The 15376-nt window shown below is 60.9% G+C and carries 16 protein-coding genes; 6 read left to right on the top strand and 10 right to left on the bottom strand.

Annotated elements, in window-relative coordinates:
* Positions 1–11: 11 nt before the first annotated feature.
* Entirely contained in the window at positions 12–482 is a 471-nt protein-coding gene (locus tag AC13CE_RS03780; protein WP_473820459.1) for a MarR family winged helix-turn-helix transcriptional regulator, read from the top strand.
* A gap of 45 nt (positions 483–527) precedes the next feature.
* Here AC13CE_RS03780 and AC13CE_RS03775 read toward each other — a convergent pair whose 3' ends face one another.
* The 7 genes from AC13CE_RS03775 to AC13CE_RS03745 all read right to left on the bottom strand — a co-directional run bounded on the left by AC13CE_RS03775 (position 528) and on the right by AC13CE_RS03745 (position 8018).
* The gene (locus AC13CE_RS03775) at positions 528–1517 is read right to left on the bottom strand and encodes a type II secretion system F family protein (protein ID WP_221537691.1); all 990 of its coding nucleotides are present in this window, start codon (positions 1515–1517) and stop codon (positions 528–530) included.
* A gap of 19 nt (positions 1518–1536) precedes the next feature.
* Positions 1537–2508, bottom strand: a complete 972-nt coding sequence (locus tag AC13CE_RS03770) for a type II secretion system F family protein (RefSeq protein WP_473820460.1) — start codon at positions 2506–2508, stop codon at positions 1537–1539.
* An 87-nt stretch (positions 2509–2595) separates the two neighbouring features.
* On the bottom strand, positions 2596–3879 hold the full coding sequence (locus AC13CE_RS03765) for a CpaE/TadZ family protein (RefSeq protein ID WP_482971533.1): 1284 nt from the start codon (positions 3877–3879) through the stop codon (positions 2596–2598).
* 3 nt (positions 3880–3882) lie between these two features.
* Positions 3883–4536 (bottom strand): CpaD family pilus assembly protein, encoded by a 654-nt coding sequence (locus tag AC13CE_RS03760; RefSeq protein ID WP_221537688.1) that lies wholly within the window; start codon positions 4534–4536, stop codon positions 3883–3885.
* Positions 4537–4550: 14 nt separating this feature from the next.
* Positions 4551–6095 carry a type II and III secretion system protein family protein gene (locus tag AC13CE_RS03755; RefSeq protein WP_473820463.1) on the bottom strand — a complete coding sequence of 515 codons (1545 nt, stop codon included), beginning with the start codon at positions 6093–6095 and terminating at the stop codon, positions 4551–4553.
* A 38-nt stretch (positions 6096–6133) separates the two neighbouring features.
* On the bottom strand, positions 6134–7213 hold the full coding sequence (cpaB, locus tag AC13CE_RS03750; RefSeq protein WP_482971532.1) for a Flp pilus assembly protein CpaB: 1080 nt from the start codon (positions 7211–7213) through the stop codon (positions 6134–6136).
* A 91-nt stretch (positions 7214–7304) separates the two neighbouring features.
* Complete coding sequence (locus AC13CE_RS03745) at positions 7305–8018, bottom strand: A24 family peptidase (protein ID WP_482971531.1); 714 nt, start codon at positions 8016–8018, stop codon at positions 7305–7307.
* A 61-nt stretch (positions 8019–8079) separates the two neighbouring features.
* On the opposite strand from AC13CE_RS03745, the gene AC13CE_RS03740 reads away from it, so the two are divergent.
* The 3 genes from AC13CE_RS03740 (at position 8080) to AC13CE_RS03730 (ending at position 10416) form a co-directional block, all read left to right on the top strand.
* A complete protein-coding gene (locus AC13CE_RS03740) occupies positions 8080–9084 on the top strand; it encodes an alpha/beta fold hydrolase (RefSeq protein ID WP_482971530.1) in 1005 nt (334 codons plus the stop codon).
* The gene (locus AC13CE_RS03735) at positions 9081–10178 is read left to right on the top strand and encodes an NAD(P)/FAD-dependent oxidoreductase (RefSeq protein ID WP_482971529.1); all 1098 of its coding nucleotides are present in this window, start codon (positions 9081–9083) and stop codon (positions 10176–10178) included. Before AC13CE_RS03740 ends, AC13CE_RS03735 begins: the two co-directional genes overlap by 4 nt.
* 61 nt (positions 10179–10239) lie before the next feature.
* Positions 10240–10416, top strand: coding sequence for a YegP family protein (locus tag AC13CE_RS03730; RefSeq protein ID WP_221537682.1), 177 nt, complete (start codon positions 10240–10242; stop codon positions 10414–10416).
* Positions 10417–10423: 7 nt separating this feature from the next.
* On the opposite strand, the gene rnhA is transcribed toward AC13CE_RS03730, so the two are convergent.
* From rnhA to ispH, 3 genes are read right to left on the bottom strand one after another with little or no spacing between them, the layout of a single operon-like run.
* Positions 10424–10867: a ribonuclease HI gene (rnhA, locus tag AC13CE_RS03725; protein ID WP_221537681.1), complete on the bottom strand. Its 444-nt coding sequence runs from the start codon at positions 10865–10867 to the stop codon at positions 10424–10426.
* Between the two features lie 28 nt (positions 10868–10895).
* Positions 10896–11852, bottom strand: coding sequence for a homoserine kinase (gene thrB / locus AC13CE_RS03720; protein ID WP_482971528.1), 957 nt, complete (start codon positions 11850–11852; stop codon positions 10896–10898).
* Positions 11853–12839, bottom strand: coding sequence for a 4-hydroxy-3-methylbut-2-enyl diphosphate reductase (ispH, locus tag AC13CE_RS03715; RefSeq protein WP_482971527.1), 987 nt, complete (start codon positions 12837–12839; stop codon positions 11853–11855).
* Positions 12840–12932: 93 nt separating this feature from the next.
* Here ispH and AC13CE_RS03710 point away from each other — a divergent pair, with 93 nt between their 5' ends.
* Positions 12933–13586, top strand: a complete 654-nt coding sequence (locus AC13CE_RS03710; RefSeq protein WP_221537678.1) for a hypothetical protein — start codon at positions 12933–12935, stop codon at positions 13584–13586.
* Positions 13587–13633: 47 nt separating this feature from the next.
* Positions 13634–15373: an arginine--tRNA ligase gene (argS, locus tag AC13CE_RS03705; protein ID WP_482971526.1), complete on the top strand. Its 1740-nt coding sequence runs from the start codon at positions 13634–13636 to the stop codon at positions 15371–15373.
* Positions 15374–15376 lie beyond the last annotated feature (3 nt).

Below are 15376 nucleotides of genomic sequence, written 5' to 3'. Positions count from 1 at the left end.
ACCTGTGGGCCATGTCCACTCGTAAACCAGCCAGACGTCTCGCCGAATTCCTGCCCTACCAGTTGTCGGTCGCCTCTAACGCTGTGTCGACCCGGATTGCCGAACAATATCGCAAGCGCTTTGCGCTGAAGACCACCGAATGGCGGGTCATGGCGGTACTGGGAGATAGCGGTCCCACCACCCAGCGCGAACTCACCCAGGCGACGCTGATGGACAAGGTGCCGGTGAATCGCGCGTGCAAGACGCTCGAGCAGCGCGGTCTCGCGACGCGCAAGCCTAATGCGAAAGATGGCCGATCGCATCTGCTCGAACTGACGGCGGAGGGCAGGGCGGTCCATGCCGGGATCATGCCGCTGGCGCTCAAGATCGAGGCGGAATTGTTCTCTGTCCTGAGCGAGGAAGAGCAGTCTGCTTTGCGCGATATGCTTTCCCGCTTGCGCGAAAATGCCGGAGATTTCGATGCGGAAAGCCTCGCCGACTAGCAAAGCCGGCGAGGCTTCGAGCTTTTCCGGTTTTCCCGGATCCTGTCAGTTCAAGAAGGAGTCCGAGATGTCGCAGGCTGCCGGGCCCAGAATCACGATGAAGAGGACCGGCAGGATGAACATAATGAGCGGCACGGTCATGATGGCCGGAAGACGGGCTGCCTTTTCTTCGGCACGCATCATGCGTTCGTTGCGGAATTCAGCGGAGAGAACCCGGAGCGCCGACGCGAGCGGAGTACCGTAGCGTTCGGTCTGAACCATCGTGGTGACTACGCCCTTCACCGCTTCCAGATTTACGCGATACGCAAGATTGTCGAAGGCTTTCTTGCGCTCGTTGAGGAACGACAGCTCGATGGCGGTCAGGGCGAATTCGTCGCCCAGTTCCGGGTATGCCCGGCCAAGTTCTCTTGCCACGCGATTGAAGGCGGCATCGACCGTCAGGCCTGCTTCGGCACAAATCACGAGCAGGTCCAGCGCATCGGGAAGGCCCTTGCGGATCGCATCGGTGCGCTTGCTGGCGATGTTGCTGAGATAGAGTTCGGGACCCTTGTAACTGAGGTACAAGGCGGCGCCGAGAGCGGCGACGCGCTTGAACTGCCAGTCGGGAAATATCTCGATGCCGTAGAGCAGGATCGCGGCGATCGTTCCGAACACCAGCGGCAGGACCATTCTCAGGCCGATCAGGATGACCGCGACTTCCTTGTTGCGAAAACCTGCCCAGGCAAGCTTCTGCTGCATTTCCTCGACCTGACTCTGCTGCAGAACCTTCATGTTCCCGAGGGTATCGCGGACCTTGTCGGTGGTGTTGGTCTTGCGGACCAAGCTTTGGCGCTTCTTAGCACTCGCCGCGACGAGGCCGAGTTTCAACTCCTCGCGGCGCCCTTCCAGTGCTTTCACCCGCTTGGTCATCGGGTCCTTGATCGTGATCGCAGTATAGATTGCGAACAGGACTGCCATGGCCGCCACACCCGCGAGGATCGAGCCGACGAGTATGACGTCGAAGCCTAGTAGAGTAGGGCCGGTTCCGGTTTCCATTGTATCTGTCCCTAGTCGCTTAGATTTCGAAGCTGACCATCTTGGCCATGATGAATCCGCCTATGCTCATCCAGACCAGGCCGCCCAGACCCGTGACGATGAGGCGCTCATCCACGAAGAACGCACCGACGTATTCGGGATTGATCCACCAGATCATGGTGAAGACGATGAACGGCAGAGCGCCCACGATATAGGCGGAAGCCTTCGATTCCGAGCTCATCGCCCTGATTTTGAGCTTCATCTGCGCACGCTTGCGAAGAACATCCGAAAGATTGGACAGCGTTTCGGCAAGATTGCCGCCGGTTTCGCGCTGGATCGCGAGGGTGATGCAGAAGAAGTTGAATTCCGGGATGTCCAGACGATCGGCCGTCTCCTGGAGCGCTTCCTCCATCGTGCGACCGATCTTTGTACGCTCCACGATAGCCTTAAACTCTTCCCCCACAGGACCGGGAACTTCCTGCGCGACTACGGCAAGCGTTTCGGTGACGGGTAGGCCCGAACGGAGGCCACGGACGAGCAATTCGATAGCATCGGGGAATTTCACATTGAACTGGGCCGTGCGGCGTTTGATCGCCTGGCCTACGATAAAGTGAGGTATTCCGGCGCCTGCGAAGAGACCTATGGCGAATGACAGCGGCAGAGAACCCGTGCGAATGAACAGAATGATCGCGATGAACAGCGTGATGCCGATCGATACGTAGGCATATTGGGAAAGCGTCCAGTTCTTGCCGCTACGGTCGAGACGCATGGCGAGCGCTTCGACACGCGAATTGGAACCGGCCCGCTTGAATTGCTTGGGCTTGCGAGCGGCAATCGCCTTCTTGAGTTGCGATTCCACTTTCGCATCGGTGCTTTCCGAGTGGCGGAAACGCACCTGCTGCAAACGGCGCTGACTGGCCTTGGCGGCATTCGAGCCGGATACGGCGACAAAACCAAGGATCAGGAGGGCGAAAACACCGCCGATCATTAGCACGAGCTGGATCGTGTTCATCTATCTACTCCGTCCCGTACGTTGATCGAGAGCAGGTGAGAGCGGGATGATTTTGCAACATCTCTTCGCTCGCTGCTGCCCGCCCCATCAGGCGTTCTCGCCTGCCTTGTCCTTCTTTGACATCAGCGACTTGAGGTCGAAATTGCCCAGTAGCGACTTCTTGCCGTCCGCAACGGCGGCCTCGTCGCCATCCTCTTCGGTTATACCGATGATCTTGCTTGCCACCTGCTTGATACCGGCGCTGACCTTGCTCGAAGCGTTTGCATCGATGAAGGTCTTTCCGAGTTTGGCTGCAACGCTGGAGCCTTTCTGATCGAAAGGAATGGTCACGTCGATCTTGCGCTCGATCGAGGCTTCGAAGTCGGCCTTGCTGATTTCAGCAGTGCCCGGCTGGACCTTGTTGGCGACGATCAGCGGAGTAACATGACCGGCGTTGGCCTTGAGCCAGGACAGCACGCGGATCGTGTCGCGCGCCGAAGCGAGCGTCATTTCGCACACGATCGTGGCGACGTTCACGTCGTTGAGGACATGCGGGAAATTGATCAGCATGTTGCGGGGCAGGTCGACCAGCGTCATCTCGAAAGCGTGACGGAATTCCTCCTGCAATTGCAGGAAGGCCGCACCGTCGGTCATGAGCGGCGTATTGATCGGGGCCTCGGCCGAAAGAATGGCGAGATTGTCGTTCGCACGGATCATGGCGCGTTCGATGAACAGGCCGTCGATACGGCTGGGATTGTCGATCGCGTCTGTCAGGCCGCGGCCAGGCTCGAGATCGAGGGTGAGGGCACCGGTGCCGAAATGCACGTCGAGGTCGAGCAATGCGGTCGGCATTCTCCTGTCGGCACTGTAATGCCAGGCCAGCGAAGTCGCGATTGTGGAGGCGCCAACTCCGCCGCGGGTTCCAATGACTGCGGTCGAGATGTGCCGGGTGATCTGCTCACCCTCGCCGGCGCGCGGAGCGGCGAAGACCGCCTGTGCTGAGTTGAGGGAATCCCGCAGCACCGGAGCGGACAGAGGCTTGAGTAGATAATCGTGGATCCCGCTTGCGAGCAGGTCGCGATAGAGCCTAACGTCGTTGACCTGGCCGATGGCGATAACCACAGTGCCCGGCTCGCAGACTTCGGCGAGACCATTGATGTCGTTGAGCGGATCGCCGCTTTCCGACAGGTCGACCATCAGTATGTTCGGGCTGGCCGATACCGAAAGCGACTGGACCGCATTGCGCAGGCCACCCTTGTTGCACTTTTCCGGCTGCCAGCCGAGCTCGATCACGACCGGACGCAGGACATCCAGCGCAGTCTCGTCGCAAATATAAGCCGCAAAGGGATCGCGATTACCGGGCATACCGCCGGATTTCGGAAAAGCGCTCATGGCTCAGTTGCCTCCTTCAGTGCTGCTTACTTCGGGCAGGCCGCCGGCACCCGACGGAGCCATGTCCCGATAGGCCTGAATGGCCTTGGTCGAAGTGGTTACGATGGTTTCGCCTGTTCCCTGCTGACCCTGGACCAGGTCTTCCGGATTGGCGATCATGGCTGCAAGATTTCCGTTGATGGCGCAGCCGTAGTTCGGATTGGTGGAGTTGAGCTCGTTGGATTCGTCGGTATGCGACCAGTCCGGACACCCGGGCACGGAAGCGCTGGTGCGCGTGATCACGATGCGCGCCTGTCCCGGACCGGCGGGACCGGCAGTGACCGGTGCGCCTTCGGCGACCAGCAGGCCATAGCGACCGGCAATTTCCGCGACATCGTCGCGCAAGGCAAGGCTGTTGCTGCCATCGTCGATCGACACGCGATCACCGTAGCGCAGGTCCATACTGTCGAACCAGCCGGCCAGACGTTGCTGTTCGGAAACCGGCAGGCCTTCGGAGGTCGTGTTGAGGTCGAACACATAATTCGAGCGTTCCACCACCGGTTGCTTCACGCTGTAAAGCGTCCGGTTGGACATATTGGATGGACCGCAGGCGCCAAGGGCGAGGGCCAGCGAGGCCACCATCGGAGCTGCTAGAGCGCGAGTGCTGAATTTGCTCATGGTTCTCGTGTCCCTTATTCGAAGCTGAAGCCGGGCGTGGCCGCCGCGGTTTTCTCGTTACGGCGTGCCTCGGTGGGCATCGCCACCTGCTCGGCCGGCTCGGCCGGGCCTTGCGACACTTGCGGAGCCGCATCGGTGGCCCTCGCGCCCGGAGTGGGGCGCGTGCCGCCTGACACACCGTCTGCCTCGCGCAGTTCCAGCAGGCGCTGGTACTCGGTCGGCTTGAGGAAGCCGTCCGTCGGCAGTCGGATGTCATTGGCGTTGGTCGGCTTCACCAGATACGGCGTAACCACGATCACCAGTTCGGTTTCGCCCTTGCGATAGGTGGTCGACCGGAACAGATTGCCGATGATCGGGATGTCACCGAGACCCGGCGCCTTTTCGAGCGCATTCTGTGCATTGTTCTGCAGCAGACCTGCGATCATGAAGCTCTGGCCCGAGCCGAGTTCCACCGTCGTTTCTGCGCGGCGCGTGGTCAAAGCGGGGACCTGGAAGCCATCAATCTCGATAGCTCCCTGACTGGACAATTCCGAAACTTCCGGACGCACCCGGATCGAAATGCGGCCGTTGGCCAGAACGGTCGGCGTATAGGCGAGGCTGACACCGTAGTTTTTGTACTCGATGCTGGTTGTCCCGAGACCGCCACTGGCCGGGATTGGGAATTCCCCGCCGGCAAGAAACTCGGCTGTCTCACCCGAGAGCGCGGTCAGGTTCGGCTGCGACAGCGTCGTTACCAAGCCCTGCGTTTCGGCAAGATCGAGCGCCGACAGGATATCGAGGCCCAGGAGCTTTCCAGCAAAGCCGAGCGTCGAGCCCTGTCCGCTGCTGGGAACATTGGTACCGCCTTCGACGGCGTTCGTGAATCCGACGCCCAGACCGCCCGGGCCGCCAGGCGTATAGCTGGGAATGCCCCTGGAAAAACCCTGGCCGATACCGAAGCGGAAACCGCCGGTTGCATCGACCGTAGCGAGGTTTACACCGATTGTCTTGACGACGGAGCGGCTGACTTCGGCGATACGGACCTGCAGATTGACCTGCAGGGGGGTCGCCATGCGCAACCGGCTAATGACATTGGTGCCTTCGCCGACATAGGCTTCGACCAGTGCCTGTGCATCGGCCGCATCTTCCGGTGCCGCAACGGTTCCGGTCAGGAGTACCGTGTTGTTGCCCATTGTCGCCACGTTCACCTTCGCCTCCGGCATCGCGAGGGCAAGCATCTGGTCGATGCTGGAGATGTTCGATCCGACGCGGACGTTCGCCGCCCAGACGATATCGCCTGCAGCATTGCTGGCATAGACGGTGGTTTCCCCGCCCGACTTGCCGAACAGGTATAGCTGGCGCTGGGACTTGACCTGCACGTCGGCGACATTGTCGTCCGAGATGAAGACGTCGGACATGGTGCCGGGCACATTGACCAGTTCACCACGACCGATCGAGAGGACGATCTCCTGGCTCGGGCGGACGACCGACTGGGCCGTGGCCGTGGTCGTCGGTGCAGCGGCCAGCGGTGCGAGCGCAATACTGGCAAGCAGCAATTTTGTAGTAAGACGACGTTTCATGGAATTGCCCCCTGAATGGCTTCCTGTCTGTTCTTTTCTCAACGAAGTGTGCTCAGTGCGGACGGCACGGTTTGCGCGGCCCTGCCGGTACCTTCCGCGACCGAGGCTGCAATGCCGCCGGTACGGCCGACGGGTACGGCCTGGGTATTCTTGCCCCGGGTCACGGTCACAGTCGGGCCGGTGCGTACCGGAGCAGTCGCTCCGCCAACATTGGCTGAAGCAGCGGTGTTACGAGGCGCACCTTGTGCCGGCATCGAGCTACGCTGGAAGCGCGAGACGTCGCCGCCGGTGACATAGGTGCTCTTGCTGTCGTCCGGACGACCGGCGACTTCACGAAGAAGGCGTTCTTCCTCTTCGGGGCTGGCGCCTTCGGGAATTACCAGATCGCCAGCTGCGATAGCTTTTTCCAGCTCGCCTTGGCTGTCGGCCAGCGGACGCAGTGCGAGGCTGAGTGTGCCGAGCGTCTGCGCGACTGCTACCTTTTCGGCAATGGTCGGCGTGACTTCGAGCGTCACTGTGCGGAATGCTCGAACCTGGGTCTTTCCGTCGACCGTGTTCTGTGTGGTCGTCTGGTCGGTTGCCAGTACGCGAAGGTTACGAAGGATGGTTTCCGAGGCTTTCAGCGCCTGGCCCTCGTTGCCGTTCACGGCCTGGGTCAGGACCATGTCCACGCGATCACCCGGGAAGACGAAGCCGGCAACGCCGCTTTTCGCGTCCACGGGGACGGTGATGGCCCGCATGCCAGGCGTCAGGGCGGCTGCCAGAAATCCGCGATCTCCCGGACTTACCAGCGAACCCTGCGTCACGGGCTCCCCGGCAGTGACCGGATGGCGAACCACCGTGCCGATCAGCTTGGCTACATCTGCCTCTCCATCGAGGAAGTAGGCATCCTGTACCAGTTCTTCGGGCCACAGCTGATATCCAATGGCATCCGCCGTGATGATGGTGCCGACGGGCAGAGCGCGCTGCGCGACAAGAACCTTCGGCCCCTGCGGTTCGACCGCCGCGGCCTCTGCCTGCGGAGCCGAAGCTCCCGCGAACATGCTGCGGGCAACGAGTGCGGTACCGATCGCAACGATCAGCGCGCCTACCAGCAGAACCAGCTTCTTCCTATCCATGGCCTTTAAGCCCCCTCGTATGGCCCGCGCAGATTCGGATGCGGGCAGCTATGGTTTCCATCACTAAGCGCTGAGTGGTTAAAATCGGGTTTCAGCCGCCTACTAGCGAAGGCATGCCTGAAATCAGTCCGCCGCCGACTATCCACAATCCCGCCATGGAGATGGCGAGACCGTAGGGCACACGCGGTTGGTGTTCGTGGCGGCGAATGATGCGAATCGACGCAATCGTGACGATGGCCAAAACCGCTATCGGAAGCATTGCGACAGCGATGGCAGTATTGGGGTTCGAGCCGAGCGCGTCGACAAGGTCCGGAGGAATCATCAGCTTCGGTCCACCCAGCACGGCGCTGGCGAAATTGGCCGCGATCAGCGTACAAGCTATGAGAAGTGCGGTATCGCGCACGGGCTTGGCACCCACAATTCGCGAATGCGCCACGCCCCAGATGCCCATGACCAGAGTCAGAACCCAACCGAGCATGGCCATGATCAGTATCAGTCCAAGGAAATTGGTCGGCGGAAACCACAGTGCCAGTGCGGTGAGCAGTTTGACATCGCCGCCGCCCATCTGCCGAATGGCGAAGAACAGGCAGCACACCGCGAAAGTTGCAGCGGCGATACCCAACTGGATCGCCACGCCGGGCCACAGGTCGAGACCGCTGGCCCACCAGAACAACGGTGCACCGGCGGCAATCGCCAGATTGAGCTTGTTTCCGATGGTACGGCTCTTGAGGTCGGTAAAGGCCGCAACCAGCAGCGCCATTGCCAAGGCGCCGAGCAGAACATAGGTGAAAATCTGTTGGTCCATTACCCGCCCCGAAAATGCTTCGGGCGGAGAGTTACAGAAACATGCTTACCAAACAGTAACCATGGCCGAGACGGCAACGGAGGAACCCATTTCCGATATCCATCAATCCGGGGCCGCCGCACCCATCGATCGCCGGTCCATCCCGGCGCATGCGGTGGAAAGCCTGTGGCAGGCTGCCGACGGCCATGAACTGCGCCGGATCGACTGGCCTGGTGCAATCGAGGGCAAGCGCGGATCTATCCTGTTCCTTCCGGGACGCGGCGATTTTTACGAAAAGTACCTCGAGAGCCTAGAGGAATGGCATCGCGCCGGATGGAAAGTTACAGCGGTCGATTGGCGGGGACAGGCAGGATCGGGTCGGCTGGGTGACGACAAACTCACGGGCCATGTCGAGGATTTTGACGACTGGGTGTCGGACCTGGAATACTTCTGGTCGGCATGGAAGTCGGACTCACCTGCCCCTCATGTCGTCATCGCTCACTCGATGGGCGGTCACATCGTTGCAAGGGCATTGGTCGACAGAGCGGTCGATCCGGATGCCGTAGTCCTTTCTGCTCCCATGCTGGGCATGGCTGGCCCCCCGCTGCCGCTTGCCGTGCTACATTCGGTTGCACGGGTCATGACGCGGATCGGTTCGCCGAAACGACCCGCGTGGAAGTGGAGCGAGAAGCCGGGCGAGATGCCGGCGCACCGCCGCGACTTGTTGACGCATGACGACGATCGCTATGCTGACGAACTCTGGTGGCGTGAAAACCGGCCTGAATTGGCGATGGGACCGGGTAGCTGGCGCTGGGTCGAGCGCGCCTATGCCTCGATCCGGAAGCTGGAGGCGCAGGGTGCGATGGAAAAGGTCGACATTCCTGTGCTGGTCGTCTCGACTTCCAACGACAGGCTGGTGAAGCACGAATCCGCCGTAAGGGCATCGGAGCGGTTTCCGAAGGGCGAACTGGTCGAATTCGGCGAGGAAGCACACCACGAAGTCCTGCGTGAAGTATCGGAAGTGCGTTCCCGTGCGATGCGCGCTATTGCCGAATTCCTCGACCGGGTGGCACCCCCGGGATCGTGACTATCTACGATTTCGCCATAGTCGGCGCCGGGATCGCCGGGGCCAGCCTTGCCGCCGAGCTGGGCGAGGGCGGTGCGCGCGTGCTGTTGCTGGAAGCCGAAGACCAGCCCGGCTATCACGCCACCGGACGCTCTGCAGCATTCTGGGAGGAATGCTATGGTGGGCCCGAACTGGTCCCGCTGACTCTCGCTTCGGGCGACTATCTGCGCGAGAACGGTTTCCTGACGCAGCGGGGAGCGCTCTACATCGGACGCGAAAGGGATGCTCCTGCACTTGATGCCTTCATGGAGAGATTCGGACCGACCGGCGCAACCATCCAGCGGATCGCAAGAGAACCCTTGCGCGAACTGATACCGGGATTGCGAGAAGGCTGGACGGGTGCGGTTTGGGAACCGGCTTGCGCAGATATCGACGTTGCTTCCCTCCATGCCCACTATCTTGCCCGTGCGAAGGCCGCGCAAGCAGTGCTCGAATGCCGGGCGCGTCTCGGCGAGGCTGTCCGGCGAGAGGGCATATGGTCCTTGGCATGCTCCGACGGGCGAGTTTTCGCTGCCAAGGTACTCATTAATTCGGCAGGGGCTTGGGCCGATGAGGTGGCAGGGATGGCGGGAGCGGGTCCGCTGGGGATCCAGCCGCTACGCCGTACTGTGGTCCAATTGCGCACCGATCCAGCACCGAGGCCGGACCAGCCGCTCGTGCTGGATATTTCCGGAAGGTTCTATTTCAAGCCGGAGGCAGGCCGCCTGTGGTTGAGCCCACATGACGAAGAACCGAGCGTTCCTTGCGATGCGGCACCCGAGGAACTGGCCGTGGCGGAAGCCATCGACCGGCTGGAGCAGGTGGTCGATTGGAAAATCGCGGCAGTGGAACGCCGCTGGGCCGGATTGCGCAGTTTCGCTCCCGATCGGCTACCCATCTATGGCTATGACCCACGCGTCGAGGGTTTCGCATGGTTTGCGGGGCAGGGCGGCTATGGAATCCAGACTTCGCCGGCCGCCGCACGCTTGGCTGCGCAACTACTGCTCGGGCGAACGCGCGATTGCATGACGCAAAATCTGGATGCCTCGCTGTATGATCCGGCACGATTCGGCTAGCCATGCGCTTATCATTTGTTAGGTTGCAGGCTCTTTAAGCAAGAATCGGAGAAGCTTTGCGATGGCGCACCACTTCAAGATCAAGAAGAATAAGGGCGGCGAGTTTGTGGCCTATTTCATGTATAATTCGGAGCCGATATTCTGGACCGAAGGCTACAGTTCGAAGGCCAGTGCGAAGAATGCCATAGAATCGATCAAGAAGAATGGTCCGGGCGCAGAAACCGTCGACGAGAGCTGATTGCTAGCTAGCCGCCAGCGACGACCGCTTCGGCGGCGTCGCTGGCAAGCTGATCCACACGTTCGTTTTCCGCGTGGCCCGAGTGGCCCCTGACCCAGTGCCACGTCACCTTATGCTTTCCTGCGATCGTATCGAGCTCACGCCATAAATCCTCGTTCACTACAGGCTTTTTGGCGGCGTTCTTCCAACCTTTCTTCTTCCACCCGTGTATCCACTTGGTGATACCGTCGATAAGATACTTGCTGTCGGTGTGCAGGCTGACTTCGCAAGGCTCCCTCAGTGCTTCCAGTGCACGGATGGCGGCGGTCATTTCCATACGATTGTTGGTAGTATGGGCTTCGCCTCCCGAAAGTTCCTTTTCGTTCACGCCCATGCGCAGCAATGCGCCCCAGCCGCCTGGCCCGGGATTTCCCTTGCACGCACCGTCGGTAAAGATTTCGACCTGTTTCATCGCGCCAGCCTCTAGCGAGTGATCGCTTTCAGGCAAATGCGGCAGCGCCCTTGTCGGCGTAGAAATCCCATCGCCGGACGAAATCCATGGGGTTCTTGCGCAGTACCTGGGCATCGGGAGGGGTGTCGAGCCAGTCCTCTGCCCGGCTGGCGATGAAACGGAGACACGCGCCTTGCGCCAGCACGGGCAGCGCAGCTTGCTCTTCGGGATCGAGCGGGCGTATCGATTCGTATCCCTCGATCAGCGCTTTTCCGACGGGTGCCTCGAAATTTGCGCCCAACCTGTCGAAACACCAGGCAGCATGCGTGACGGCCAGATCATAGGCCATCATGTCGTGCGCAGCGAAATAGAAGTCGATCATCCCGGAAACCCTGTCGCCCACCATCAGGACATTGTCGGGAAACAGGTCGGAGTGAATGATGGAACGCGCGAGGTGGCTCGGCCATCGTGCGACAAGTTCATGTGCCCTGTCGAGTATGGCGGGCAGGCGCTGATCGATCTCGTGCAGAGCGTCCCTGTCGCAGCTTTCGAGAATGGCCGCCGTTTGCTCAGGGGCGAGATCGTTCTCGCGCCGGGGCGTGAAATCCTTTGCTGCCAGATGCATCCGCGCAAGTTCTGCACCAACCGAACGGGCTTGGGCCGCCGTGGGCCGGGTAGGAGATACACCCGGTAAAAACTCGATCAGGGCGACCGCCTTGCCCTCGATCTGCCGGAATGCAGCGCCCGACCGATCATGGATCGTCGCCGGAACGGCGCAGCCATGGGCCGCCAAATGGTCGAGCAGGCCAAGAAAGAAAGGCAGTTGCCGGATATCTATCCGGCGTTCGTACATGGTAAGAATGAACCGGCCGGTCGTCGTTTCGATTAGCCAGTTCGAATTGGAGACGCCCTCGGCGATACCCTTTGCCGAAACCAGTTCGCCTACGTCGTACTCCGCGAGCAAACGCGCGAGATCTTCCGCACCGAGATGGGTGTAGACAGCCACTTATTCCGTCAGTTGGCGCGGCAGTTTGAAGATCATGTTCTCTTCGGCCGAGATCACCGGTTCTTCCTCTACCAGCCGCCATTCGGAAAGGCGGTCCACAACTTCGCGGACCAGTTTCTCCGGTGCAGACGCGCCTGCGGTAAGGCCGAGGGTTCCCACGCCTTCCAGCCATTCGGGCTCGATTTCATCCGCTCGTTGGATCAATTTCGCATCGGTGCCGAGCCGTTGGGCGACCTCGACCAGCCGCAACGAGTTCGAGGAATTGGGCGCACCGATCACCAGAACGAGGTCGCTGGCAGGAGCGATGATCTTCACCGCCGCCTGGCGGTTGCTCGTGGCATAGCAGATATCCTCCGCCTTGGGCGCGACGATCTGGGGATATCGTTCTTCCAGGGCAGCAGTAATCTGCGCCGTATCGTCGACGGAAAGCGTCGTCTGGGTGAGATATGACAGATTGTCGTCCTGGGTAAACGGCAACGAGGCTACATCCTCGACCGTCTCGACCAGAGTGATCTGCCCTTCGGGAACCTGTCCCATCGTACCGATCACTTCGGGATGCCCCGCGTGCCCGATGAACAGGATGTGCTGGCCCTTCTCGATCTGGCGTTCCGCCTGACGATGAACCTTGCTGACCAGAGGGCAGGTGGCATCGACATAAAGCAGCTTTCGCCGCTCGGCTTCGGCGGGGACGCTCTTGGGTACGCCGTGGGCGGAGAAAACCACCGGCGCGTCGTCGGGCACTTCATCCAGCCCTTCGACGAAAATCGCGCCCTTCGCCTTCAGCGAGTCGACAACATAACGATTATGGACGATTTCGTGCCGGACATAGATCGGCGCACCATATTTCTCGAGCGCGCGTTCGACGATCTCGATCGCCCGGTCCACGCCGGCGCAAAACCCGCGCGGAGCCGCGATCAGGAGCTTGAGCGGCAGCCGAGGATCGTGACCGCGCGAGCCTTCGCTCGGGGATTGAAAGGGAGCGTTCATGCGCGCCCCTCTAGCGCTTTGCATCGCGTCAAGCTAGGGGACGCAACGCCCGCACCGGGGTATGCATACGAACACACGAGGAATGCCGCCAAGATGACCACTCGCTATCGTCTCCTTACCGTGTTTGGACTTGGTCTTGCGCTGGCAGGATGCAGCTCTCCCGGTGAACTGGTAGTTGACGGCGGTGCTGCAGGTATCACGGCAGTGCGTACCGCGTGTCCCGCGGTCGGCATTCCCGATTACACCGGCGACGTAACCCTGTTCAGCAGCCCCACGTCGAAAACGCTGGCGGACCTCGATGTCACCGCCGCGATGACCGACCTCACTTCGACCTGCAACGAAGAGGGCGAACGGGTTTATTCGGAAGCGACCTTCAACGTGGTCGCCCGGCGCAGCGATGTAAGCGGCGCGCGGAGCGTGCAGCTGCCCTATTTCACGACCGTGCTGAGAGGCGGCAGTTCAGTCGTGACCAAGCGGGTCGGAACCGTCACTCTCAACTTCGCTGATGGCGAAGAGCGCGCCATGACGAGTGCCAGGGCCGGCGCTTATGTGAATCGTTCCGAAGCAACACTGCCTGCCGATATTCGCGAAAGGATCACTCGCAAGCGTGAAGCTGGCGACCCCGATGCCGCGCTCGATCCGCTGGCCGATCCCGAAGTGCGCGCCGCTGTTCAGCGGGCGACCTTCGAATTGCTCGTCGGCTTCCAGCTGACCGAGGATCAGCTGCGCTACAACGTCACGCGGTGATACGCTGACATCTTGCCATTTCGCGCCATTCGTCTAGGCGCGCGGGCATGTCGGACATCCAGACCCTGCACGCTGCTTTCGCGGCAAAAATCGACGCCGTTCTCAATGCTCTCGAGATGGAAGGCCACCTTCCGCCAGAGGCGAACCGATCGGGTGTCACAGTGGAGCCGCCCCGGGATCCCTCGCATGGCGATCTTGCGACCAATGCCGCCATGGTGCTGGCCAAGCAGGCGAAAACCAATCCGCGCGCCCTTGCCGAACTGATCGTGGAGCATCTGCAGCGCGAGCCCGAGATTACCGAGGCGAGCATTGCCGGTCCCGGATTTATCAACCTGCGCCTGTCGGAACAGGCATGGCTGCGCGAACTGAAGGCGATTGCAGCACTCGGTAATGATTACGGCCGTTCGCGGCTGGGTAACGGGCAGACGGTTAATATCGAATATGTCTCGGCCAACCCGACCGGTCCGATGCATATGGGCCATTGCCGGGGAGCGGTTGTCGGCGATGCGCTTGCCGGGCTGCTCGAATTTTCCGGCCACGAGGTCATTCGCGAATATTATGTCAACGACGCGGGGGGGCAGGTCGATGTGCTCGCGCGCTCGGCGCATCTGCGTTACCGCGAGGCGCTGGGAGAGGACATCGGAGCAATTCCAGAAGGTCTTTATCCGGGCGATTATCTGAAGCCCATCGGTGAGAAGCTCGCGCAGGAATTCGGCCCGGCCTATCGTGGCGCACCCGAAAGCGAATGGCTCGAGATGTTTCGCGAGCGTGCGGTTGCCGCAATGATGGATATGATCCGCGAGGATCTCGCGCTGCTGGGCATCCATCATGATCTGTTTTCCTCCGAAGCCAAATTGCAGGCCGCGAAGAAACCCGAAGAGGCAGAGGCATGGCTGCGCGAACACGGTTTCGTCTATGACGGCGTACTCGAAGCGCCGAAAGGCAAGGCGCCCCCAGAGGATTGGGAGCCGGTCGAACTGCCGCTATTTCGCTCGACCGAGTTCGGCGATGACCAGGACCGTCCGATCAAGAAGTCGAACGGAGCGTGGACCTATTTCGGGGCCGATCTCGCCTATCATTTCCAGAAAGCCGAAAACGCGGACGCACTGATTGATATCTGGGGTGCCGACCATGCCGGGACGGTCAAGCGCATCAAGGCCGCCGTCGCCGCGTTGACGAAGGGTGCAGGACGCGATGTGCCTTTCGACGTCAAGCTGGTGCAGATGGTCAATCTGGTGCGCAATGGCGAGCCGGTGAAGATGTCGAAGCGCGCCGGGACCTTCGTCACGCTGGCCGATGTGGTTGATGAAGTGGGCAAGGATGTGGTTCGCTTCACCATGCTGACCCGCAAGCCCGAAGCGCAGATGGAGTTCGATTTCGCCAAGGTGGTCGAGGCCTCCAAAGACAACCCGGTTTTCTATCTGCAGTATGCCCATGCGCGCATCCGTTCGACGCTGCGGAAGGCTAGGGTGGAACCGTCCGCGGAGCATCTCGATCGGCTCGGGGTCGATGAACTGGCGCTGGTGCGCGAGGCCGCGCAATTTCCGCGCATGGTCGAAGCCTCTGCCAAGGCGCGCGAACCGCACCGGATTGCCTTCTTCCTCGGCGATCTGGCGGCTGCGTTCCACAGTTTCTGGAACGCAGGTAACGACGATCCCGCAAAGCGGATCATCCAGGAAGCCGATGCCGAACTGACCGCCGCACGCCTATTCGTCGCAGCGCAAGTGGGGCAGGTGATTCGCAACGGTCTCGGCATATTGGGTGTCGAGGCAGTCGAGGAGATGTGAGCG

Source organism: Qipengyuania sp. B-5, from assembly GCF_056857815.1.
Note: the sequence above shows the minus strand (reverse complement) of the source record. Positions and strands in the feature narration are given on the sequence as shown.

Bases quoted from the DNA above. Each gene is read 5' to 3' on its own strand.
- argS (WP_482971526.1), top strand. From the start codon at position 13,634: ATGTCGGACATCCAGACCCTGCACGCTGCTTTCGCGGCAAAAATCGAC.
- AC13CE_RS03730 (WP_221537682.1), top strand. From the start codon at position 10,240: ATGGCGCACCACTTCAAGATCAAGAAGAATAAGGGCGGCGAGTTTGTG.
- AC13CE_RS03755 (WP_473820463.1), bottom strand. From the start codon at position 6,095: ATGAAACGTCGTCTTACTACAAAATTGCTGCTTGCCAGTATTGCGCTC.
- AC13CE_RS03760 (WP_221537688.1), bottom strand. From the start codon at position 4,536: ATGAGCAAATTCAGCACTCGCGCTCTAGCAGCTCCGATGGTGGCCTCG.
- AC13CE_RS03775 (WP_221537691.1), bottom strand. From the start codon at position 1,517: ATGGAAACCGGAACCGGCCCTACTCTACTAGGCTTCGACGTCATACTC.
- AC13CE_RS03765 (WP_482971533.1), bottom strand. From the start codon at position 3,879: ATGAGCGCTTTTCCGAAATCCGGCGGTATGCCCGGTAATCGCGATCCC.
- ispH (WP_482971527.1), bottom strand. From the start codon at position 12,839: ATGAACGCTCCCTTTCAATCCCCGAGCGAAGGCTCGCGCGGTCACGAT.
- AC13CE_RS03770 (WP_473820460.1), bottom strand. From the start codon at position 2,508: ATGAACACGATCCAGCTCGTGCTAATGATCGGCGGTGTTTTCGCCCTC.
- AC13CE_RS03740 (WP_482971530.1), top strand. From the start codon at position 8,080: ATGGCCGAGACGGCAACGGAGGAACCCATTTCCGATATCCATCAATCC.
- cpaB (WP_482971532.1), bottom strand. From the start codon at position 7,213: ATGGATAGGAAGAAGCTGGTTCTGCTGGTAGGCGCGCTGATCGTTGCG.
- AC13CE_RS03780 (WP_473820459.1), top strand. From the start codon at position 12: ATGTCCACTCGTAAACCAGCCAGACGTCTCGCCGAATTCCTGCCCTAC.
- AC13CE_RS03745 (WP_482971531.1), bottom strand. From the start codon at position 8,018: ATGGACCAACAGATTTTCACCTATGTTCTGCTCGGCGCCTTGGCAATG.
- AC13CE_RS03710 (WP_221537678.1), top strand. From the start codon at position 12,933: ATGACCACTCGCTATCGTCTCCTTACCGTGTTTGGACTTGGTCTTGCG.
- rnhA (WP_221537681.1), bottom strand. From the start codon at position 10,867: ATGAAACAGGTCGAAATCTTTACCGACGGTGCGTGCAAGGGAAATCCC.